This window comes from Microbacterium sp. MDV22-iso44, assembly GCF_058629135.1.
Map to the genome: position 1 here is coordinate 1,216,249 of NZ_JBZVWS010000001.1, position 18,047 is coordinate 1,234,295.

Here is an 18,047-nt window from a genome sequence, read left to right on the forward strand (position 1 = left end):
GGGGGCGCGGCATCCGTTCGCGCCTAGGATCGTAGGGTGAGCAAACCCCGCCTGTACTCCGGAATGCAGCCCTCCGCCGACTCCCTCCAGATCGGCAACTACATCGGGGCGCTCCTGCAGTGGCGGGACATGCAGGAGTCCTACGACGCGTTCTTCTCCGTCGTCGACCTGCACGCCCTCACGCAGCCGAACGATCCCGCGGAGCTGCGCGAGAAGACCCGCCGCACCGCCGCGCAGTACATCGCCGCCGGCATCGAGCCGTCGAAGTCGACGCTGTACGTGCAGTCGCACGTGCGCGCGCACGCCGAGCTCGCCTGGGTGCTGTCCACGGTCACCGGCTTCGGCGAGGCCGGCCGGATGACGCAGTTCAAGGACAAGTCGGCGCGCTACGGCACCGACGCCACCAACGTCGGGCTCTTCACGTACCCGATCCTCATGGCCGCCGACATCCTGCTGTACCAGACGGATCTCGTCCCCGTCGGCGACGACCAGAAGCAGCACGTAGAGCTGACCCGCGACCTCGCCGAGCGCTTCAACAGCCGCCACGGTCAGACGTTCGTCGTGCCGAAGCCCGTCATCCAGAAGGAGACGGCGCGGATCTACGACCTGCAGAACCCGACGTCGAAGATGTCGAAGTCCGCCGAGTCGGATGCCGGTGTCCTGTGGCTTCTCGACGATCCGGCGAAGTCGGCGAAGAAGATCATGCGGGCCGTCACCGACTCGGAGGGCGTCGTCCGCTACGACTCGGAGAACAAGCCCGGCGTCTCGAACCTCCTCGTGATCTACGCCGCCCTCACCGGTCGGCAGGTCCCCTCGATCGAGGACGAGTACGCAGGTCGCGGCTACGGCGACTTCAAGAAGGGGCTCGCCGAGGTCGTCGTCTCGGAGTTCGGTCCCGTGCGCGAGCGCACGCTCGAGCTGCTCGACGACCCGGCCGAGCTCGACCGGGTGCTCGCGACGAACGCCGCCCGCGCCGAGGAGGTCGCCGACCGCACCCTGGGCGACGTCTACTACAAGCTGGGGCTGCTGCGTCGTGCCTGATCAGCCGACTCCCGAGCTCGGGCCCGCCCCCGAGACCGTCGCGGCGATCGACGCGGCCGCTGCGGTGTCGATGGCCGCCCCCGACGACCGCGACGCGCAGGAGCGCCTCTGGCGCGCCGTCTTCGCCCTCGAGCGGTGGATCTTCATCGCGCGCGGAACCGATGAGCAGCCCTCCCCCTTCGCCGCCACCACCGAGCAGGGCCCGGCGATCTTCGCCTTCTCGACGCCGGAGCGTGCCGCAGAGGCGGCGGCGGGGTTCGGCATCCCGCCCGGGGAGGTCGACCGGCTGCTCGCGGTTCCGATGCCGGATGCCGCGGGCTGGGTCGCCTCCTACGCCGAGGTCGGCGTGGAGTCCATCGTGTTCGACGCGCCGGTGACCGGCGCGATGGCCCCGCTGGCCAACCTCGCCGCCATGGCCGTCTGGATCCAGCAGCACCCCGAGGGCTGAGCCCGCTGCTACGCGTTCCGTATTCAGTCTGCGGACGCATCCGGCCCTGAGCACCCCGCAGAACCACGCTCCGCCGTCCCGTTGTCGCATCCTTCGGGACTGAATTCGGTTCTGCAGGATTGCTCAGTGGCCAGAACGATGCGAGTCCAGGAGCCCTCGGAGCGCAGCAACGACGAGGTCCGGGCGATAGAGGATGTCCTCCGCCATGAGGCGAAGAACGCTGTACCCGAGTGCAGCCAGCGCGCGGTCGCGGCGGTAGTCGGTCCGCTGCTGATCCCATGAGGAGTGGAACTGTCGACTGTCGCACTCGATCACCAACCACCCGTCGACCAGCAGGTCGACGCGCCCCACGCCTTCAAGGGTGACCTGGAGTTCGACGGAATGCCCAAGGCTCCTCACCATCAGTCGGACCAGAGTCTCGGGACCGGACTCCGCGCGTCCGTCCAGGAGAGGCGCCAGCGCACGATAGCGACGGGGTAGCACTCCGAACAGGTCTCGGATCTCTGCGAGAGTGATCAGCCCGACGTGCGCGGCGCTGTCGAGTGTGGCGATGGCGTGTCGTGCGTCCTGACACCGAACGGCGTCGAGAAGCGCGTCGTAGATGTGAACTGCCCCCGAGCCCGGTGCCTCCAGCCATCTCCGCCAGTGCAGGCTCACCCCATCGCGGTCACCGACAGGCGCGAGGATGGGGCCCGTCGATCCCCGCATCCTGCTGTCGTCTCGTTCCATGTGGATATGGACCTTCGCGTCGTCAAAGGTGAACACGCCGAGGGCGGCCAGCAGGGAAATGCAACCGAGTCGCCCACCGACTCGTGCCGCCGTGACGAGCGCCGGAGGTGCGTCGCCCGACACGTAGTGCCCCTTGCGCGCTCGGATCAACCGCCCGTCGCGGACAGCATCAGTGATCTGTCGCGCTGACGCACCGCTCGACACGAGCTCAGCTCTCGTCCATACCTCGAACATCCCGCCACTGTGGGCCTGCCGCCCCGACTGACGACAGCGACAGCGCCACCTGTGGACGATGCGGCCTTTGCCCAGAATCTGGAGACGACGGTGAAGTTGTCGTCGTTCAGTATTCAGTCTCGGGCGTCGACGCGAGGCGCTCGCACCGCCGAGTCGCGCGAGGGGTGCTCGCGCGTCCGAGTGCCGAGACTGAATACGGCACACGCGGCCGCCGCTAGGGTCGGGGCATGGAACCGGTGACTCTGCGGACCGAGCGGCTCGAGCTGTCCGTCCCGACGGCGGCCGACGTCGACGCGATCACGGCGGCGGCGCAGGATCCCGAGGTGCCCCGGTGGACGACGCTTCCGTCGCCGTACGACCGGCGGCACGCGGAGGAATTCGTCGCCAAGGCGACCGGATGGTGGGGCGACGAGAGCGAGCTCACCTGGGGCGTCCGCCGCGAGGACCGCTGGATCGGCATGGTCGGCCTCCACCGCGTCGAGAAGCAGGGCTCGGCAGAGATCGGGTTCTGGATGGATGCCGCGGCCCGCGGCCACGGCTACCTCACCGAGGCGGCCACCGCCGTCGTGGACTTCGGGTTCGCGGAGCCCCTCGCTCTCACCCGGATCCAATGGCGCGCCGTCGTCGGCAACCACGCGTCGGCGCGGGTCGCGCAGAAACTCGGGTTCCGGTACGAGGGCCTCCTGCGCCAGGGGCTCAGCGATCCGCGCGGCCGTCACGACGGCTGGATCGCCGCGCTCCTGGGCGCGGACGACCGCTCGCCGCAGACGTGGCCGGTGCTCTGACAAGCCGGTCCCGTGACAACCCCCTGACCGCCGTCGCCGCCGGATGACAGGATGACCCCATGCCTGAGATGCCCGAGGTGCAGGGACTGGTCGACTTCCTCCGCGAGCGTGCGACGGGACTGACCGTCACGAAGGTGTCGGTCGCGAACATCGCCGCCCTGAAGACGTACGACCCGCCGATCGACGCGATCACCGGCGCGACCGTCACCGGTGCGGAGCGTCACGGCAAGTTCGTCGACCTGCAGACGGATGCCGGTGCCCACCTCGTCTTCCACCTCGCCAAGGCCGGCTGGCTGCGCTGGTACGACCAGCTGCCGGCCACGGTCATCCGGCCGGGGAAGACCCCGATCGCCCTGCGAGTCGGCTTCGACGACGGCTCCGGGTTCGACCTGACCGAGGCCGGCACCAAGAAGTCCCTGGCCTACTACGCCGCCCGCTCCCCCGCCGACGTGCCCGGCATCGCGCGCCTCGGCCCGGATCCCCTCGACGCCGCGTTCACGCGCGACACGCTCGCGGAGCTCCTGGCGGGGCGCCGCACGCAGATCAAGGGGGTCCTCCGGGACCAGTCGATCGTCGCGGGGATCGGCAACGCCTATTCCGACGAGATCCTCCACGCCGCGAAGATGTCGCCGTACGCATTGGCTGCGGGGCTGACGGATGCCGAGATCGACAGGCTCTATGCTGCGTTGCGGCAGACCCTCGCCGAGGCGGTGGCCGCGGCATCCGGCAAACCTCCGGCCGACCTCAAGGACGCCAAGCGCCGCGGGATGGCCGTCCACGGCCGACGCGGCGAGGCGTGCCCGGTGTGCGGCGATGAGGTGCGATCGGTGTTCTTCGCCGACAACAGCCTCGAGTACTGCCCCACGTGCCAGACGGGCGGCAAGATCCTCGCGGACCGCCGCCTGTCGAGGCTCCTGAAGTAGGTCAGACGGTTCCGGCGAGGACCCGGGCGTCGTCGTCGACCCAGCCCATCGACTTCGAGACGGCCTTCTCCCACAGCCGGCATCGGCGGTCGCGCTCGTCGGGGTCCATCTGCGGCTCGAACCGGCGGTCCTCCTGCCAGTACCCGCGGAGCGCGTCCTTGTCGGACCACACGCCGACGGCGAGACCGGCCGCGTAGGCGGCTCCGAGCGCAGTCGTCTCGACGACCTTGGGGCGGATGACGGGGATGCCGAGGATGTCGGCCTGGAACTGCATGAGCGTGTCGTTGCGGGTCATCCCGCCGTCGACGCGGAGCTCGTCGAGGTCGCGGCCGGTGTCGGAGATGACGGCGGCGATCACGTCGCGCGTCTGGAACGCGGTCGCCTCGAGGGCGGCGCGGGCGATGTGCGCCTTGGTGACGTAGCGGGTGAGGCCGACGAGGGCGCCGCGCGCGTCGGGTCGCCAGTACGGGGCGAACAGTCCCGAGAAGGCGGGCACGAAGTAGGCGCCGCCGTTGTCCTCGACGCTGCGGGCGAGCCGCTCGACCTCGCCCGAATCGGAGATGATCCCGAGGTTGTCGCGCAGCCACTGCACGAGCGAGCCGGTGACGGCGATGGAACCTTCGAGCGCGTAGTGGGCGGGCTCGTCGCCGATGCGGTAGGCGACCGTCGTGATGAGACCCGCCTCGGAGCGGACGAGCTCGGTGCCGGTCCCGACGAGCAGGAAGTTGCCGGTCCCGTACGTGTTCTTGGACTGCCCGGCGTCGAAGGCGGCCTGCCCGAAGGTGGCGGCCTGCTGGTCCCCGAGGATGCCGGCGATCCGGATGCCGCGCGCAACCCGCGGCTGCGCGACCTCGCCGTAGACCTCCGAGGAGGAGCGGATCTCGGGCAGCATCGCGCGCGGGATGTCCCAGATCTCGAGCATCTCGTCCGACCAGTCGAGGGTCTTGAGATCCATCAGCAGCGTGCGGCTCGCGTTGGTGACGTCCGTGATGTGGATGCCGCCGTCGCTGCCACCCGTGAGGTTCCAGACGATCCACGTGTCCGGCGTGCCGAACATCAGGTCGCCGTTCCGCGCCGCGTCGCGCGCCCCGTCGACGTTGTCGAGGATCCACGCGATCTTCGACGCCGAGAAGTACGACGCGAGCGGCAGCCCCGTCACGTCGGCGAAGGCGTCGACGCCGTGCGTCTCGATCAGCCGGTCGATCGCGGGCTGCGTGCGGGTGTCCTGCCAGACGATCGCATTGTGGATCGGCCGGCCGGTGCGGCGGTCCCAGACGATCGCGGTCTCGCGCTGGTTGGTCACGCCGATGGCGGCGACGTCCGACGGCGCCAGCCCCACCTGGTTGAGGACGCGGGCGAGCACCCATTCCGTGTTCGTCCAGATCTCCACGGGGTCGTGCTCGACCCGCCCGGCCCGCGGGAAGATCTGCTCGTGCTCCCGCTGCGCGGTGGCGACGAGCGCCCCTTCGCCGTCGAACACGATCGCGCGTGTCGAGGTGGTTCCCTGGTCGATGGCGATCACGTGTTCGGCCACGTCTCGTCTCCTCTTCGAGTGCTCGTCGCTGATCGCGACGCGGATGCCGGCGTCAGACAGCGACGGGATCGGCGGCGTGCACCGCGGCGAGCGTCCGGTCGATCTCCGAGCGGCGGGTCGCGGCATCCCAGCCCATCACATCCGAGACGGCGTAGGCCACCTCTTCGACGACCTCGCGGGTCGCCTCACCGCGGAAGCCGATGTTCGTGCGGCGCAGGAAGATGTCGTCGAGGTGCACGACCGACTCGCTGGTCGCCATGTAACGGAACTCTCCCGAGCTGAATCGCGGCAGCGTCGACAGGGGCGCGTCGTCGTCGTCCTGGCGGAGCGCGGTGGCGACGGCCAGCGCGTGCGTGCCGTAGCGGTGCAGCAGACGCGTACCGCGCTCGAGTCCGAAGTCCGAGAGGTGCTGGTGCACCCATTCGTCGCGGTCGGCGTCGGTGCGGGGGAACCCGACGGCGCCGCCGATCGGCAGACCCTTCGTGGAGCGGACACGCTCGCGGCCGATCCGGGTCATCAGCTCGTCGGTCAGTCGCGCGGCGACGGCGCGGAACGTGGTCCACTTGCCGCCGACCAGGCTGAGCACCGGCACGCGGTCCGACCCGGGGAGGATCGCCTCTTCGATGCGGTAGTCGCGCGAGACGAAGCCCGCGGCCATGTCGCCGTGGCCGGGGAGGGGACGGACACCCGAGTAGCGGTGGACGATCTGCGAGCGGTCGACGGGGATCGTCGGGAAGACGTGACCGATGAGGTCGAGGAAGTAGTCGACCTCCTCCTCGGTGCAGACAGCCGGCTCGGACATGTCGTGCTCGAGGTCGCTCGTTCCGACCAGGACTCGACCGTTGAGGGGGTAGATGAGGACGATGCGTCCGTCGGAGTGCTCGAAGAACAGCTCGCGTCCTCCGGTGGCCTGCATGAGCTCGGGGTGGTCGAGGACGATGTGCGACCCCTTGGTGCCGCCCATGTAGCGGGTGGCGTCGCCGAGCGCGCGGTTGGCGAGGTCGGTCCACGGCCCCGCCGCGTTGAGGACGACGGATGCCGCGAACGGGAACTCCTCGCCGCTCTCCTCGTCGCGGAGCACGACCTTGCCATCCTGGACGCCCGCGGCCGAGACGTAGTTCGCGGCGCGAGCGCGGCTGCCGCCGACGGCGATGCCGTCCCGGACGAGATCGAGACCGAGGCGCTCGGGGTCGCGGAGCGAGGCATCCCAGTACGTGGCGGTGTACTTGACGTCGGGGTTGAGGTCGGGCAGGGCGCGGAGCGACCGGCGGCGACCGTGGAACGTGTGGCGGGGGACCTTGCCGCCGCCGCGCGAGAACGAGTCGTAGATGATGAGCCCCACCTTGATGAGGAGGGCGCCGCGTTCGGTCGAGGCCGTCTTGCGATGCAGCACCATGCGGAGCGGTGCCGACAGGAGGCCCGAGAAGGTCGAGAAGATCGGCACGGTGGTGCGGAGCGGTCGGACGTAGTGAGCCGCCGTCGTGAGCAGGTCGTTGCGCTCGGTGACGGCTTCGTGGACGAGTCGGAGCTCGCCGTTCTCGAGATAGCGGATGCCGCCGTGGATCATGTGGCTCGACGCGGCCGACGCTCCGGAGAGGAAGTCGCTCTTCTCGACCAGGGCGACGTCGATGCCCTGGAGGGCCAGGTCGCGGAAGGTCGCGACGCCGTTGATGCCGCCGCCGATGATGAGCACGTCCGCCTGGGGCCGCTCCCGCAGCGCCGCTGTCGTCGATCGGATGTCCGCGTCCACGTCACACACTCCCACTTCTGCCGGGTGTCGACCCGGTCGCCTCAGACCGCCACCGCAGTGGCTGATGGGACCAATGATGACATTCGTGGACGGGATTGCAGTCGCCATGCACATACGTGCACACTGTCATCCGTGGAAGAGACGCTCGATCCCGACGACATCCGTCGCGCCCTCACGGCCGCGCACCTGTACTACGTCCAGGACCGCACGATGGAAGCCATCGCGCGCGAACTCGGGACCTCCCGATCGACCGTGTCGCGCCTGCTGTCGCGTGCCCGCGCGACCGGGATCGTGGACATCCGCATCCGCTCCCCCTTCGCCGCGCCGCAGCTGCTCGAGCAGAACCTCGCGGACCGCTACGGCATCACCGCGCATGTCGTTCCGGTGCCCGACGACGCCAGCGACGTGGAGCGACTCGAGCGCGTCGCGACGGCTGCCGCCCACCTGCTCGGCGACCTCATCGTCGCGGACACCACCGTGGGGATCGCCTGGGGGTCGACGACGGCGGCGGTCAGCCGGCGCCTCGTCCCGAAGTCCGTGCACGGCACGACGTTCGTGCAGCTGAACGGCTCGGGGAACACGCGGACGACGGGCCTGCTGTACGCCAGCGACATCCTCAGCCGCTTCGCCGAGGCCTACGGCGGAAACGCGCAGCAGTTCCCGGTGCCGGCGTTCTTCGACGACCCGCGCACGAAGCACGCGATGTGGCGGGAGCGCAGCACCACTCGCATCCTCGCCATCCAGGCGGCGATGGACCTCGTCGTCTTCAGCGTCGGCGCCGCCGACTCGCGCGTCCCCAGCCACGTCTACTCCGGCGGCTATCTCGAACCCGAAGAACTCGCCGCGCTCGACGGCGAGGGGGTGGTCGGCGACGTCGCGACGGTGTTCTACCGGCTCGACGGCTCCACGCGCGGGATCGAGCTCAACGACCGCGCGACGGGCCCGCGGTTCGACGTGCTCCGCCGCGTGCCGAGTCGCGTCTGCGTCGTCTCGGGCGTCGACAAACGCGACAGTCTGCGCGGGGCGCTCGCCGCCCGCCTCGTCACCGAGCTGGTCGTCGATGAGGCGACCGCCCGCGCGCTGACCGAATGACCTCGGAAGTCAAGAGATGACGCGGGAATGAAACCGGCGAAGAGCGGTTGATTACACTGCAAGAGCAAGAAACGTGCTCCGGGGTCGGTGGGAATCCGAACCGGCGGTGACAGTCCGCGAGCGGGACCCAGGTCCTGCTGATCCGGTGGAAATCCGGAACCGACGGTGATGCGACGAGAGTCGCTAGTCCGGATGGGAGGAAGCACGGTGGATGCGGCGACGCCGTATCCACCTGTCGCGCCCGCGCCCCGGAGAACCCCATCGTGAGGATCCGGATGAGTGTCACCGACGCGGAGCGCAGCGCGCTCCGTCACGCGTTCGCGCTCGCGACGAACGGGCCTCGCGGCCTGAACCCGCAGGTCGGGGCCGTCATCCTCTCGCCCGAGGGCGCCGTGCTCGCCGAGGGCTGGCACCACGGCGCCGGCACCCCGCACGCCGAGATCGACGCGCTGTCGAAACTGGGGCCGGATGCCGCGCGCGGCGCCACCGCCGTCGTGACCCTCGAGCCCTGCAACCACACCGGCCGCACCGGCCCGTGCGCCGTCGCCCTCATCGAGGCCGGGGTCGCACGCGTCGTCTACTCGGCCGAGGACCCGGGTGCCGTCTCGTCCGGAGGCGCAGAGCGCTTGCGCGCCGCCGGTGTCGACGTCGAGGGGGGCGTGCTCCGCGAGGAGGGCGAAGACCTCATCTCGTCGTGGCTGACCGTGCAGCGCCTGGGGCGACCGCATGTCACCGTCAAGTGGGCGCAGTCGCTCGACGGTCGGGCCGCGGCATCCGACGGCACCAGCCAGTGGATCACGGGACCGGACGCACGCGCGGACGTGCACCGCCGCCGCTCACGGGCGGACGCGATCGTCGTCGGCACCGGCACCGTCCTCGCCGACGACCCCGCGCTCACGGCACGCACCGCGGACGGATCGCTCTACGAGGACCAGCCGCGGCCGGTCGTCGTCGGAATCCGCGCGGTGCCCCAGGAGGCCGCACTCCGGCGCCACCCGCGGCCGTTCATGCAGGACGAGGGCGAGGATCTCCGCGACCTGCTCGACAGGCTCCGCGAACTCGGCGCTCACCGCGTGTTCCTCGAGGGCGGCCCGACGCTCGCGGCGTCGTTCCTGCGCCAGGGACTGGTCGACGAGCTCCTCGTGTACGTCGCGCCGACCCTGATCGGCGGAGACCGCGTCGCGGTCGGCGACATCGGAGTCACGACGATCGCAGAGCAGCGCCGACTCGAGATCCTCGGTCTCGACAGACTCGGTGACGACATCCTCGTCACCTTGACCCCCAAGGAGGGCTGATGTTCACGGGCATCATCGAAGAGCAGGGCGTCATCACCGCCATCGATCCGTCCGGCGACGGCGTGCGCCTCGCGGTCCGCGCACCGCTCGCGGTCTCGGACGCGCAGCGCGGCGACTCGATCTCCATCAGCGGGGTCTGCCTCACGGTCACCGACCAGACGCCGGAGGGGTTCACCGCCGACGTCATGAAGCAGACGCTCGACATGTCGACGCTCGGCACGCTCGCCGTCGGCTCCCCCGTCAACGTCGAGCGCGCCCTGGCCGCGCACACCCGGCTCGGCGGTCACATCGTGCAGGGGCACGTCGACGGCACCGGCGAGGTGCTCGAGGTGCGCCCCGGCGAGCAGTGGCGCGTCATCCGCGTCTCGCTGCCCGCAGACCTCGCCCCCCTCGTCGTCGACAAGGGATCGATCACCGTGCAGGGCGTCTCGCTCACCGTCTCGGACGTGTCGGACGCCGACGCGTCGTCGCAGTGGTTCGAGATCTCCCTCATCCCCGAAACCCTCGAGGTGACCACTCTCGGCGCGATGACGCCCGGCGACCGGGTCAACCTCGAAACCGACATCCTGGCGCGGCACGTGCAGCGTCTGCTCCGATTCGCCTCACCCGACGGCATCCCGTCCACAGAAGAAGGAGGCTCCCGATGAGCCTTTCGTCCATCCCCGACGCCCTGGCAGCCCTCAAAGAAGGCCGACCGATCCTGGTCGCCGACGACGAGAGCCGCGAGAACGAGGGCGACATCATCATCTCCGCCGAGCTGGCCTCGCCGGAGTGGCTCGCCTGGACCATCCGGTGGTCCAGCGGCTTCCTCTGCGCGCCGATGCCGGCGGACTGGGCCGACCGGCTCGACCTGCCGCCGATGGTCGAGGTCAACCAGGACGCCCGCAGCACCGCGTACACCGTGAGCGTCGACGCCGCCGACGGCGTCACGACCGGCATCAGCGCGTCGGACCGCGCCCGGACGGCCAACGTCCTCGCGGACCCGACGTCGGTCCCCGCCTCCCTCATCCGCCCCGGCCACGTGCTCCCGCTCCGCGCCGTCGACGGCGGCGTGCGCGAGCGCGCCGGGCACACCGAAGCCGCGGTCGAGCTCATGCAGCTCGCCGGCCTCCAGCCCGTCGCCGTCATCGGCGAAGTGGTCGCTGACGACGGCAGCATGATGCGGATGCCGGGCCTGCTGGAGATGGGCGAGCGCGAAGGCATCCCCGTCATCACGATCGAACAGCTCATCGCGCACGTGAGCGCAGCCGACGGCGACAGCGCCGCCGCACACACCGACCACATCGGCAAGCGTCGCGTGAGCCTGCGCGCGGAGGCGAAGGTCCCGACCTCGCACGGGGAGTTCCGCTTCCTCGCGTACAAGGACCGCATCACCGGCACCGACCACATCGCCGTCGTCTCCGGCGAACTCACCGAGGAGGCGCCGCTCGTACGGGTCCACTCGGAGTGCCTGACCGGTGAGGCCTTCGGCTCGCTGAAGTGCGAGTGCGGTCCGCAGCTCGAGGCCGCCCTGGACGCCATCGAGCAGGACGGCGGCGTCGTCATCTACATGCGCGGCCATGAGGGTCGCGGCATCGGTCTCATCAACAAGCTGCGGGCCTACAGCCTGCAGGAGCGCGGCCTCGACACGGTCGACGCGAACCTCGCACTCGGGCTGCCGGCCGACGCTCGCGACTACGCGGCGGCCGCCGGCATCCTCACCGACCTCGGCGTCAAGCAGATCCGCCTGCTGACCAACAACACCGACAAGGTCGCGCAGCTGCGCGCACTCGGCCTGACGATCGTCGATCAGGTCCCCCTGCTCGTCGGAGTCGGCGCCAACAACCACCAGTACCTGGCGACGAAGGCCGACCGTATGGGCCACATCATCGACGCCGACGAGCTGCGCGAGGCTCTCGCGCACAGTGAGGAGCACAAGGCATGAGCGGACACGGAGCACCCCAGACCGAAGCGGTCGACGCGAACGGGATGTCGGTGGTCGTCATCGCCGGCCAGTGGCACGATGTCATCACCGATGGGTTGATCGCCGGCGCGAAGCGCATCCTCGACGCGTCGGGCGCCTCGTGGCGACTCGTCCGCGTCCCGGGATCGTTCGAGCTGCCGGTCGCCGCCAAGGCGGCACTCGACGCGGGCGCCGACGCGGTCGTCGCCCTCGGCGTGATCATCCGCGGCGGCACCCCCCACTTCGACTTCGTCTCGGCCGCTGCGACCGACGGCCTCACCCGCGTCGCGCTCGACACCGGCAAGCCCGTCGGCTTCGGCGTCCTGACGCTGGACGACGAGCAGCAGGGACTCGACCGGGCGGGCCTGGAGGGCTCGAAGGAGGACAAGGGTGCGGAAGCAGCGGATGCCGCGATCCGCACCGCGCTCGTCCTCCGCGACCTCCGCGTCTGAGAGCTCGAGCCGATGCTGCGCGGGATCTCCACCTTCAGGTAGCCTGAGGGAATGGAGACCCTGCGCAGCATCGTCGTTCTCATCCACCTCGTCGGATTCGCGACGCTCTTCGGTGCGTGGGTGGTCGAACTCGTCGGTCAGCGCCGCGTGACCCGCATCATGCACTGGGGACTCGGCATCGCCCTCGTGGCCGGCCTCGCACTGTCGGCGCCCTGGGGACTCGACCACGACCTCAACTACGCCAAGATCGGCATCAAGCTCGTCATCCTGGTGATCATCGGCGGGCTCCTCGGCGCGGGCGCGGGACGTCTGCGGAAGTCGGGCTCCGTCCCCGCCGGGATCTTCTGGCCCATCGGCATCCTGACCCTCCTCAACGCGGGGCTCGCCGTCATCTGGCGCTGACCGGGACTTCCCGCCGCGATGCGCCGGAGTAGGGTGGAGGTTTGCGTCGACCACTCCGTCGACGCATCGGTGATCCCAGTGCTGTGATGCCCTCGCGTCACCCCTGCGAGCGCATCCGCCGCCGACACGTCCCATGAGGACCCACCGCTTCGTTCCGAAGGTCCCCCGCATGTCATCCGCAGCACCCGCGGCATCCGCCGCACCCGCCAATCCGCGCTCCCGCGTCATCACGGCGAGCCTGATCGGCACGACGATCGAGTTCTACGACTTCTACGTCTACGCGACCGCCGCCGTCCTCGTCTTCCCCATCCTCTTCTTCCCGGCCGGCAACGACACCACGAACCTGCTGCTGTCGTTCAGCATCTTCGGCGCGGCCATGGTCGCGCGCCCCGTCGGCGCCGTCATCTTCGGCCACTTCGGCGACAAGTTCGGTCGCAAGGCCACGCTCGTCGGATCGCTCCTGACGATGGGCGTCGCGACGTTCCTCATCGGCTTCCTGCCGACGTACGGCCAGGTCGGCGTCGTCGCCCCGATCCTGCTGCTCATCCTCCGACTCGCGCAGGGCTTCGCCCTCGGCGGCGAGTGGTCTGGTGCTGCGCTCGTCGCGACCGAGAACGCGCCGAAGGGCAAGCGAGCCTGGTACGGCACGTTCCCCCAGCTGGGCGCTCCGATCGGGTTCATCATCGCGAACTCCGTCTTCCTCGCGATCTATTTCGCGCTCCCCCACCCCGATGGCCCCGCGCAGCGCAGCGAGGAGTTCCTCGCCTGGGGCTGGCGCGTGCCGTTCCTGTTCTCGGCGGTCATGGTCATCGTCGGTCTCTACGTGCGCCTGAAGCTCGTCGAATCGGCGACGTTCGCGAAGGCCGAGAAGACCGGGGCGATCCGCAAGTTCCCGCTGGGTGAAGTCGTCCGACGCCACTGGAAGCAGCTCATCCTCGGCACGTTCATCATGCTGGCGACCTACGTGCTCTTCTACCTGATGACCAGCTTCACCCTGGCGTACGGCACCAAGGCCACCACCGACGGTGCCGCCGCGGCCGCCCAGGCCGCCGGGACGCCCTTCGACGCGGCCACCTATGTGCCCGGCCTCGGGTTCGGGTACACGGACTTCGTCATCATGCAGATCGTCGGCGTCATCTTCTTCGGCGTCTTCACACTGCTGTCCGGCCCCGTCGCCGACTCGATCGGACGTCGTCGCCTGCTGCTGTGGATCACGGGACTCATCGGCGTCTTCGGCCTGCTGTTCAACGTGTTCCTGCTGCCCCAGCTCGACCCGAAGTTCAGCGGTGCACTCGTGCAGGCGTTCCTCATCCTCGGGTTCATGCTCATGGGCGCGACGTTCGGCCCGATGGGGGCCCTGCTGCCCGAGCTCTTCCCGACGAACGTCCGCTACACGGGGTCGGCGATCTCGTACAACGTGTCGTCGATCCTCGGGGCCGCGCTCGCGCCGATCGTCGCGACCGCACTGTGGGCGGCCGCGGGCGGATCGCCCTGGCTCGTCGGCGTCTACCTGTCGGGCTCCGCGGTCCTCACCTTCATCGCCCTGTGGCTGTCGAAGGAGACGAAGGACGTCGAGTACGAGACCAACATCGGACACGCCGAGGCCGTCACCCGCTGACCTCACGCTGAACCGACGGATGCCGCGGCCCACCCCATCGGGAGGGCCGCGGCATCCGTTCTGTCAAGAGTTCCCCTCGGGCACGAGGCGGGTCTATCGTCGGCCTCACAGGCACACGAGGGAGTGGACCATGGCTATCAAGAAGGTCACCCAGGCATCGGTCGTCGAGTACGACCAGACCGGCGGGCCGGAGGTGCTGCATCTCGTCGACCGCCCCCTCGCCGAGCCCCGCCAGGGCGAGGTGACCGTCGAGGTCATGACGATGGGCCTCAATCACATCGACGGTTTCGTCCGCTCGGGCGCCGAGAAGGAATGGGACGACGAGTTCCCGCGCCGTTCGGGCAGTTGCTTCGCAGGCACCGTCATCGCGGTCGGGCCCGAGACGTCCGGCTTCCCCGTGGGCAGTGACGTCGTCGGCCACCTCCGCTCGGGCGCCCAGGCCAGCCACCTCACGATCTCGGTCGACCGCCTGGTCCGCAAGCCCAAGAACGTGACCTTCGAGACGGCGGGCGGGCTGTACCTGGCCGGGACGACGGCCCTCGACATCCTCGACGAACTCAAGGTCGGTGCCGGGGACACCGTCGTCATCTCGGCTGCCGCGGGCGGTGTCGGAAGCGTCGAGGCTCAGATCGCGATGCATCGCGGCGCCCGCGTGATCGGAACGTGCGGCGCCCGCAATTTCGACTATCTGCGACAGCTCGGCGTGAAGCCGGTGCAGTACGGCGATGGGATCGTCGACCGCATCCGTGCGCTCGCCCCCGACGGAGTCAGCGCCTACATCGACAACTTCGGCCAAGACGGACAGGACATCGCCGAGGCGCTGGGCGTCCCGGCAGGCAAGTTCCGCTCGAGCGCCGACCGGCGTGACCGCGAGGTCGCCCTGCTCTCGGACGAGCCCGATGCGGTCGCGCACGGGACGGATCAGCTTCGGAAAGTCGTGGATCTCGCCGAGAAGCGCGCCGTGAACGTGCTCGTCTCGGGCTTCTATCCGCTGGCCGACGTCGCCGAGGCGTACGACGACCTGCTGAAGCTGCACTCCCGAGGCAAGGTCGTCCTCGCGACGCATCCCGTGAATCCGCGTCGCATCCGCAAGGCGCGCGAGGTCATGGAGTCCGGCCGCTGATCCTCAGTCGAGGAACAGTGCGCGCAGGCGCTTCGTCGTGAAGACGAGGCCGATCGCGATCATCACGACGTAGTAGAGGACGTGCCAGAGCATGTCGACCGACAGGATGCCGAGGGTCAGCCCGCGGAGGAGTTCCACGCCGTGCCAGAGGGGCAGTGCCATGACGATCGACTGCACCCACTCGGGGTAGACGGTGATCGGGTAGAACGTCGCCGAGAAGAGGAACATAGGCAGCAGCACGAAGTTGATCCAGTCCATGTGCTGGAACGTCTTCATGTAGCTCGTGATCGCCATTCCCAAGCTCGCGAAGCCGAACGCGATCAGGAGCACCGCCGGAATCGCGAGGATCGCGGTCCAGGCGAGGTTCAGCCCGAGCACCTGCATGACGATCATGAAACCGGTCGCGTAGAGCAGGCCGCGCAGGAGCGCGTAGAGGATCTCGCCGAGGGCGACATCGAGGGGCCCGAGGGACGTGGCCAGCATCCCCTCGTAGAGCTTGCCGTAGTTCAGCTTGAAGAAGACGTTCCAGGTGGAGTCGTAGATCGCGCCGTTCATCGCGGAGACGGCCAGGAGGGCGGGCGCGATGAACGCGGCGTAGCTGACGTCGATCCCCTGCGAGGTCTGGACGTCGCCGATGAGCTTGCCGAGCCCGAGACCCATCGACGCGAGGTAGAAGACCGGCTCGAAGAAACCGGACAGGACGACGGCCCAGCTCGAGGATCGAGCGGCGAGGAATCCGCGCTGCACGACGGCGCCGGGGTTGCCCGCCCAAAGGGCACGCACTCCCCCGACCCGCTCGGCCGTCACAGCGCTCACTTCGCGAGCCTCTCGGTGAAGACCTTCCGACCCCACAGGTAGCCGATTCCCGTCAGCACGATGAGATACCCGAGGTGGACGACGACCATGACCGGCGGCACCGCGGCGCCGTACGTACCCAGGCGACCGAGCTCGGCGCCGTGCCACAGCGGCGAGACCCACCCGATCCACTGCAGCCAGACGGGCAGCGTCTCGAGGGGGTAGAAGGTGCCCGAGAAGAGGAACATCGGCATGAAGATGAAGCGCTGGACGAGCGCGAACTGCCCCTTGTCGTCTTCGATCGAGCCGGCGTAGGCCATGAGCGGGATGCCGAACGCGAGGCCCGCGAGGATGCCCGCCGGGATCGCGATCCACCCGGTCTCGGGGTTCGGCACCGTCGTCCACCCGATGCCGAGGGCACCGAGGAGCCAGATGAAGAGGTAGTACGCCGCGACCGCGAACGTCATGCGGGCGGCCGCGCCGATGATGACGCCGTTGGCGATCTGCGGGCTCGACAGGGCGGACGCGTTGAACCCGAAGAAGTACCGTCGCCACTTGAACCCGGCCATGACGGGGTACGTCATCTCCTCGGAGGCGACGGAGATCGCCGCCGTGACGAGGAGCGCGGGTGCGACGAAGACGAGGTAGTCGACCTGCACGCCGCGGTCGTCGATCGGCGTCCGGATGAGCGCGGCGAGGCCGGCGGCCAAGCCGAGCAGATACAGAACCGGCTGCCCGAGCGCTCCGACCACGATGGTCCAGCCGTAGGCGCGCATCGCCCGGACCATGTGCTCCGTGACGTACCAGCTGCCGAATCGACGGGGCTTGCGCCCCCACTCCATCGCTTCTGCCCGCAGCTCGTCGAGCGTCGGCTGCGCTGCCTGTGTCGTCTCGCTCATTCGATGAGCGACCGCCCCGTGAGGCGGAGGAACACGTCCTCCAGGCTGGACCGACGGACGAGGCTCGTCATCGGCTGCAGGCCCGACGAGGTGACCCGTTCGAGGGCGGCCTCACCGTCGTGGGCATAGACGAGGATGCGGTCCGGCAGCACCTCGAGGCGGTCGCCGATACCCTGCAGCTGGGCGGCGACCTGCTCGTTGCGGTCGGAACCGAAGCGCACCTCGAGCACCTCACGGCTGGAGTGCTCGCGGATGAGGGAGGCCGGGCTCCCCTCGGCCATGATCCGTCCCTTGTCGACGACGACGAGCCGGTCGCAGAGCTGCTCGGCCTCGTCCATGTAGTGCGTCGTCAGCACGAGCGTCGTGCCGCGCTCCTTGAGACGGAACAGGCGATCCCACAGCACGTGCCGCGCCTGCGGATCGAGGCCCGTCGTGGGCTCGTCCAGGAGCAGGATGCGCGGGTCGTTGATGAGCCCGCGAGCGATCGTCAGGCGGCGCTTCATCCCGCCGGAGAGCTGGTCGACCTTGTTCTTCGCCTTGTCCTCGAGCTGGGCGAACGCCAGCAGCTCATCGGCCTTCTCGGCGCACACCTTGCCCGGGAGGCCGAAGTACCGCCCGTAGATGTAGAGGTTCTCGCGCGCGTTGAGCTCGCCGTCCAGGTTGTCCTGCTGCGGGACGACGCCCAAGCGCGAACGGATCTCGGGGCCGTGCCGGTCGGGGTCCAGCCCCAGGATCGACAGGTTCCCGCTCGTCCGGGTCGACACGGCGCCGATCATCTTCATCGTCGTCGATTTACCGGCGCCGTTCGGGCCGAGCAGACCGAAGGACTCCCCCGGTGCGACCTCGAACGACAGTCCGTCGACGGCGACGAAGTCGGGCTTGCCCTTGCTCTTGTAGGCCTTCACAAGCTTCTCGGCGCGGATCACGGGTTCTGGCACCGGACCACACTATCGACGGGCGGGGACACCGTCAGGACGGAGGAAGA

At 69.4% G+C, this 18,047-nt stretch carries 18 protein-coding genes and 1 riboswitch; of the genes, 12 read left to right on the forward strand and 6 right to left on the reverse strand.

The annotated features are described in order from the left end of the window. Positions 1–36: 36 nt before the first annotated feature. Together trpS and AC4NN1_RS05990 are read left to right on the forward strand one after the other, a co-directional pair. The gene (trpS, locus tag AC4NN1_RS05985) at positions 37–1,041 is read left to right on the forward strand and encodes a tryptophan--tRNA ligase (protein WP_491954792.1); all 1,005 of its coding nucleotides are present in this window, start codon (positions 37–39) and stop codon (positions 1,039–1,041) included. After that, complete coding sequence (locus AC4NN1_RS05990) at positions 1,034–1,489, forward strand: hypothetical protein (RefSeq protein ID WP_020096716.1); 456 nt, start codon at positions 1,034–1,036, stop codon at positions 1,487–1,489. The genes trpS and AC4NN1_RS05990 overlap by 8 nt, the downstream gene beginning before the upstream one ends. Positions 1,490–1,612: 123 nt before the next feature. Here the strand turns inward: AC4NN1_RS05990 and AC4NN1_RS05995 are convergent, their stop codons facing one another. After that, entirely contained in the window at positions 1,613–2,341 is a 729-nt protein-coding gene (locus tag AC4NN1_RS05995; RefSeq protein ID WP_491954793.1) for an endonuclease domain-containing protein, read from the reverse strand. Between the two features lie 338 nt (positions 2,342–2,679). Here AC4NN1_RS05995 and AC4NN1_RS06000 point away from each other — a divergent pair, with 338 nt between their 5' ends. Both AC4NN1_RS06000 and AC4NN1_RS06005 read left to right on the forward strand, forming a co-directional pair. After that, positions 2,680–3,237 (forward strand): GNAT family N-acetyltransferase, encoded by a 558-nt coding sequence (locus tag AC4NN1_RS06000; RefSeq protein WP_491954794.1) that lies wholly within the window; start codon positions 2,680–2,682, stop codon positions 3,235–3,237. Between the two features lie 59 nt (positions 3,238–3,296). Further along, on the forward strand, positions 3,297–4,160 hold the full coding sequence (locus AC4NN1_RS06005) for an Fpg/Nei family DNA glycosylase (protein ID WP_018188794.1): 864 nt from the start codon (positions 3,297–3,299) through the stop codon (positions 4,158–4,160). A 1-nt stretch (position 4,161) separates the two neighbouring features. On the opposite strand, the gene glpK is transcribed toward AC4NN1_RS06005, so the two are convergent. Together glpK and AC4NN1_RS06015 are read right to left on the reverse strand one after the other, a co-directional pair. Further along, positions 4,162–5,694: a glycerol kinase GlpK gene (glpK, locus tag AC4NN1_RS06010; protein ID WP_028497335.1), complete on the reverse strand. Its 1,533-nt coding sequence runs from the start codon at positions 5,692–5,694 to the stop codon at positions 4,162–4,164. 52 nt (positions 5,695–5,746) lie between these two features. After that, positions 5,747–7,444: a glycerol-3-phosphate dehydrogenase/oxidase gene (locus AC4NN1_RS06015; protein ID WP_491954795.1), complete on the reverse strand. Its 1,698-nt coding sequence runs from the start codon at positions 7,442–7,444 to the stop codon at positions 5,747–5,749. Between the two features lie 132 nt (positions 7,445–7,576). On the opposite strand from AC4NN1_RS06015, the gene AC4NN1_RS06020 reads away from it, so the two are divergent. From AC4NN1_RS06020 to AC4NN1_RS06055, 8 genes are all read left to right on the forward strand, one after another. Further along, entirely contained in the window at positions 7,577–8,536 is a 960-nt protein-coding gene (locus AC4NN1_RS06020) for a sugar-binding transcriptional regulator (protein ID WP_491954796.1), read from the forward strand. A 70-nt stretch (positions 8,537–8,606) separates the two neighbouring features. Continuing rightward, positions 8,607–8,745, forward strand: a riboswitch (FMN riboswitch). Between the two features lie 66 nt (positions 8,746–8,811). Then, positions 8,812–9,831, forward strand: a complete 1,020-nt coding sequence (ribD, locus tag AC4NN1_RS06025) for a bifunctional diaminohydroxyphosphoribosylaminopyrimidine deaminase/5-amino-6-(5-phosphoribosylamino)uracil reductase RibD (RefSeq protein WP_020096711.1) — start codon at positions 8,812–8,814, stop codon at positions 9,829–9,831. Continuing rightward, positions 9,831–10,478, forward strand: coding sequence for a riboflavin synthase (locus AC4NN1_RS06030; RefSeq protein WP_491954797.1), 648 nt, complete (start codon positions 9,831–9,833; stop codon positions 10,476–10,478). Before ribD ends, AC4NN1_RS06030 begins: the two co-directional genes overlap by 1 nt. After that, a complete protein-coding gene (gene ribA / locus AC4NN1_RS06035) occupies positions 10,475–11,755 on the forward strand; it encodes a GTP cyclohydrolase II (RefSeq protein ID WP_116228573.1) in 1,281 nt (426 codons plus the stop codon). The genes AC4NN1_RS06030 and ribA overlap by 4 nt, the downstream gene beginning before the upstream one ends. Further along, positions 11,752–12,225: a 6,7-dimethyl-8-ribityllumazine synthase gene (gene ribH, locus AC4NN1_RS06040; RefSeq protein WP_491954798.1), complete on the forward strand. Its 474-nt coding sequence runs from the start codon at positions 11,752–11,754 to the stop codon at positions 12,223–12,225. Before ribA ends, ribH begins: the two co-directional genes overlap by 4 nt. 51 nt (positions 12,226–12,276) lie before the next feature. Further along, positions 12,277–12,627 (forward strand): Fe-S protein, encoded by a 351-nt coding sequence (locus AC4NN1_RS06045; RefSeq protein WP_491954799.1) that lies wholly within the window; start codon positions 12,277–12,279, stop codon positions 12,625–12,627. 169 nt (positions 12,628–12,796) lie between these two features. Beyond that, entirely contained in the window at positions 12,797–14,245 is a 1,449-nt protein-coding gene (locus AC4NN1_RS06050; RefSeq protein WP_491954800.1) for an MFS transporter, read from the forward strand. Between the two features lie 130 nt (positions 14,246–14,375). Next, the gene (locus AC4NN1_RS06055; RefSeq protein ID WP_020096708.1) at positions 14,376–15,368 is read left to right on the forward strand and encodes an NADP-dependent oxidoreductase; all 993 of its coding nucleotides are present in this window, start codon (positions 14,376–14,378) and stop codon (positions 15,366–15,368) included. Between the two features lie 3 nt (positions 15,369–15,371). On the opposite strand, the gene AC4NN1_RS06060 is transcribed toward AC4NN1_RS06055, so the two are convergent. Genes AC4NN1_RS06060 through AC4NN1_RS06070 form a run of 3 tightly spaced genes read right to left on the reverse strand, consistent with a single transcriptional unit; the run spans position 15,372 to position 18,000 of the window. Next, complete coding sequence (locus tag AC4NN1_RS06060) at positions 15,372–16,184, reverse strand: ABC transporter permease (protein WP_311869862.1); 813 nt, start codon at positions 16,182–16,184, stop codon at positions 15,372–15,374. Next, positions 16,181–17,062 (reverse strand): ABC transporter permease, encoded by an 882-nt coding sequence (locus tag AC4NN1_RS06065; protein ID WP_311869861.1) that lies wholly within the window; start codon positions 17,060–17,062, stop codon positions 16,181–16,183. Before AC4NN1_RS06065 ends, AC4NN1_RS06060 begins: the two co-directional genes overlap by 4 nt. After that, complete coding sequence (locus AC4NN1_RS06070; protein WP_491954801.1) at positions 17,059–18,000, reverse strand: ABC transporter ATP-binding protein; 942 nt, start codon at positions 17,998–18,000, stop codon at positions 17,059–17,061. Before AC4NN1_RS06070 ends, AC4NN1_RS06065 begins: the two co-directional genes overlap by 4 nt. Between the last annotated feature and the right edge of the window lie 47 nt (positions 18,001–18,047).

What these genes read in the sequence shown, in the direction of transcription:
- AC4NN1_RS06000 (WP_491954794.1), top strand. Translation starts at nt 2,680, where the DNA reads ATGGAACCGGTGACTCTGCGGACCGAGCGGCTCGAGCTGTCCGTCCCG.
- AC4NN1_RS06005 (WP_018188794.1), top strand. Translation starts at nt 3,297, where the DNA reads ATGCCTGAGATGCCCGAGGTGCAGGGACTGGTCGACTTCCTCCGCGAG.
- ribD (WP_020096711.1), top strand. Translation starts at nt 8,812, where the DNA reads ATGAGTGTCACCGACGCGGAGCGCAGCGCGCTCCGTCACGCGTTCGCG.
- AC4NN1_RS06030 (WP_491954797.1), top strand. Translation starts at nt 9,831, where the DNA reads ATGTTCACGGGCATCATCGAAGAGCAGGGCGTCATCACCGCCATCGAT.
- ribA (WP_116228573.1), top strand. Translation starts at nt 10,475, where the DNA reads ATGAGCCTTTCGTCCATCCCCGACGCCCTGGCAGCCCTCAAAGAAGGC.
- ribH (WP_491954798.1), top strand. Translation starts at nt 11,752, where the DNA reads ATGAGCGGACACGGAGCACCCCAGACCGAAGCGGTCGACGCGAACGGG.
- AC4NN1_RS06045 (WP_491954799.1), top strand. Translation starts at nt 12,277, where the DNA reads ATGGAGACCCTGCGCAGCATCGTCGTTCTCATCCACCTCGTCGGATTC.
- AC4NN1_RS06050 (WP_491954800.1), top strand. Translation starts at nt 12,797, where the DNA reads ATGTCATCCGCAGCACCCGCGGCATCCGCCGCACCCGCCAATCCGCGC.
- AC4NN1_RS06055 (WP_020096708.1), top strand. Translation starts at nt 14,376, where the DNA reads ATGGCTATCAAGAAGGTCACCCAGGCATCGGTCGTCGAGTACGACCAG.
- AC4NN1_RS06065 (WP_311869861.1), bottom strand. Translation starts at nt 17,062, where the DNA reads ATGAGCGAGACGACACAGGCAGCGCAGCCGACGCTCGACGAGCTGCGG.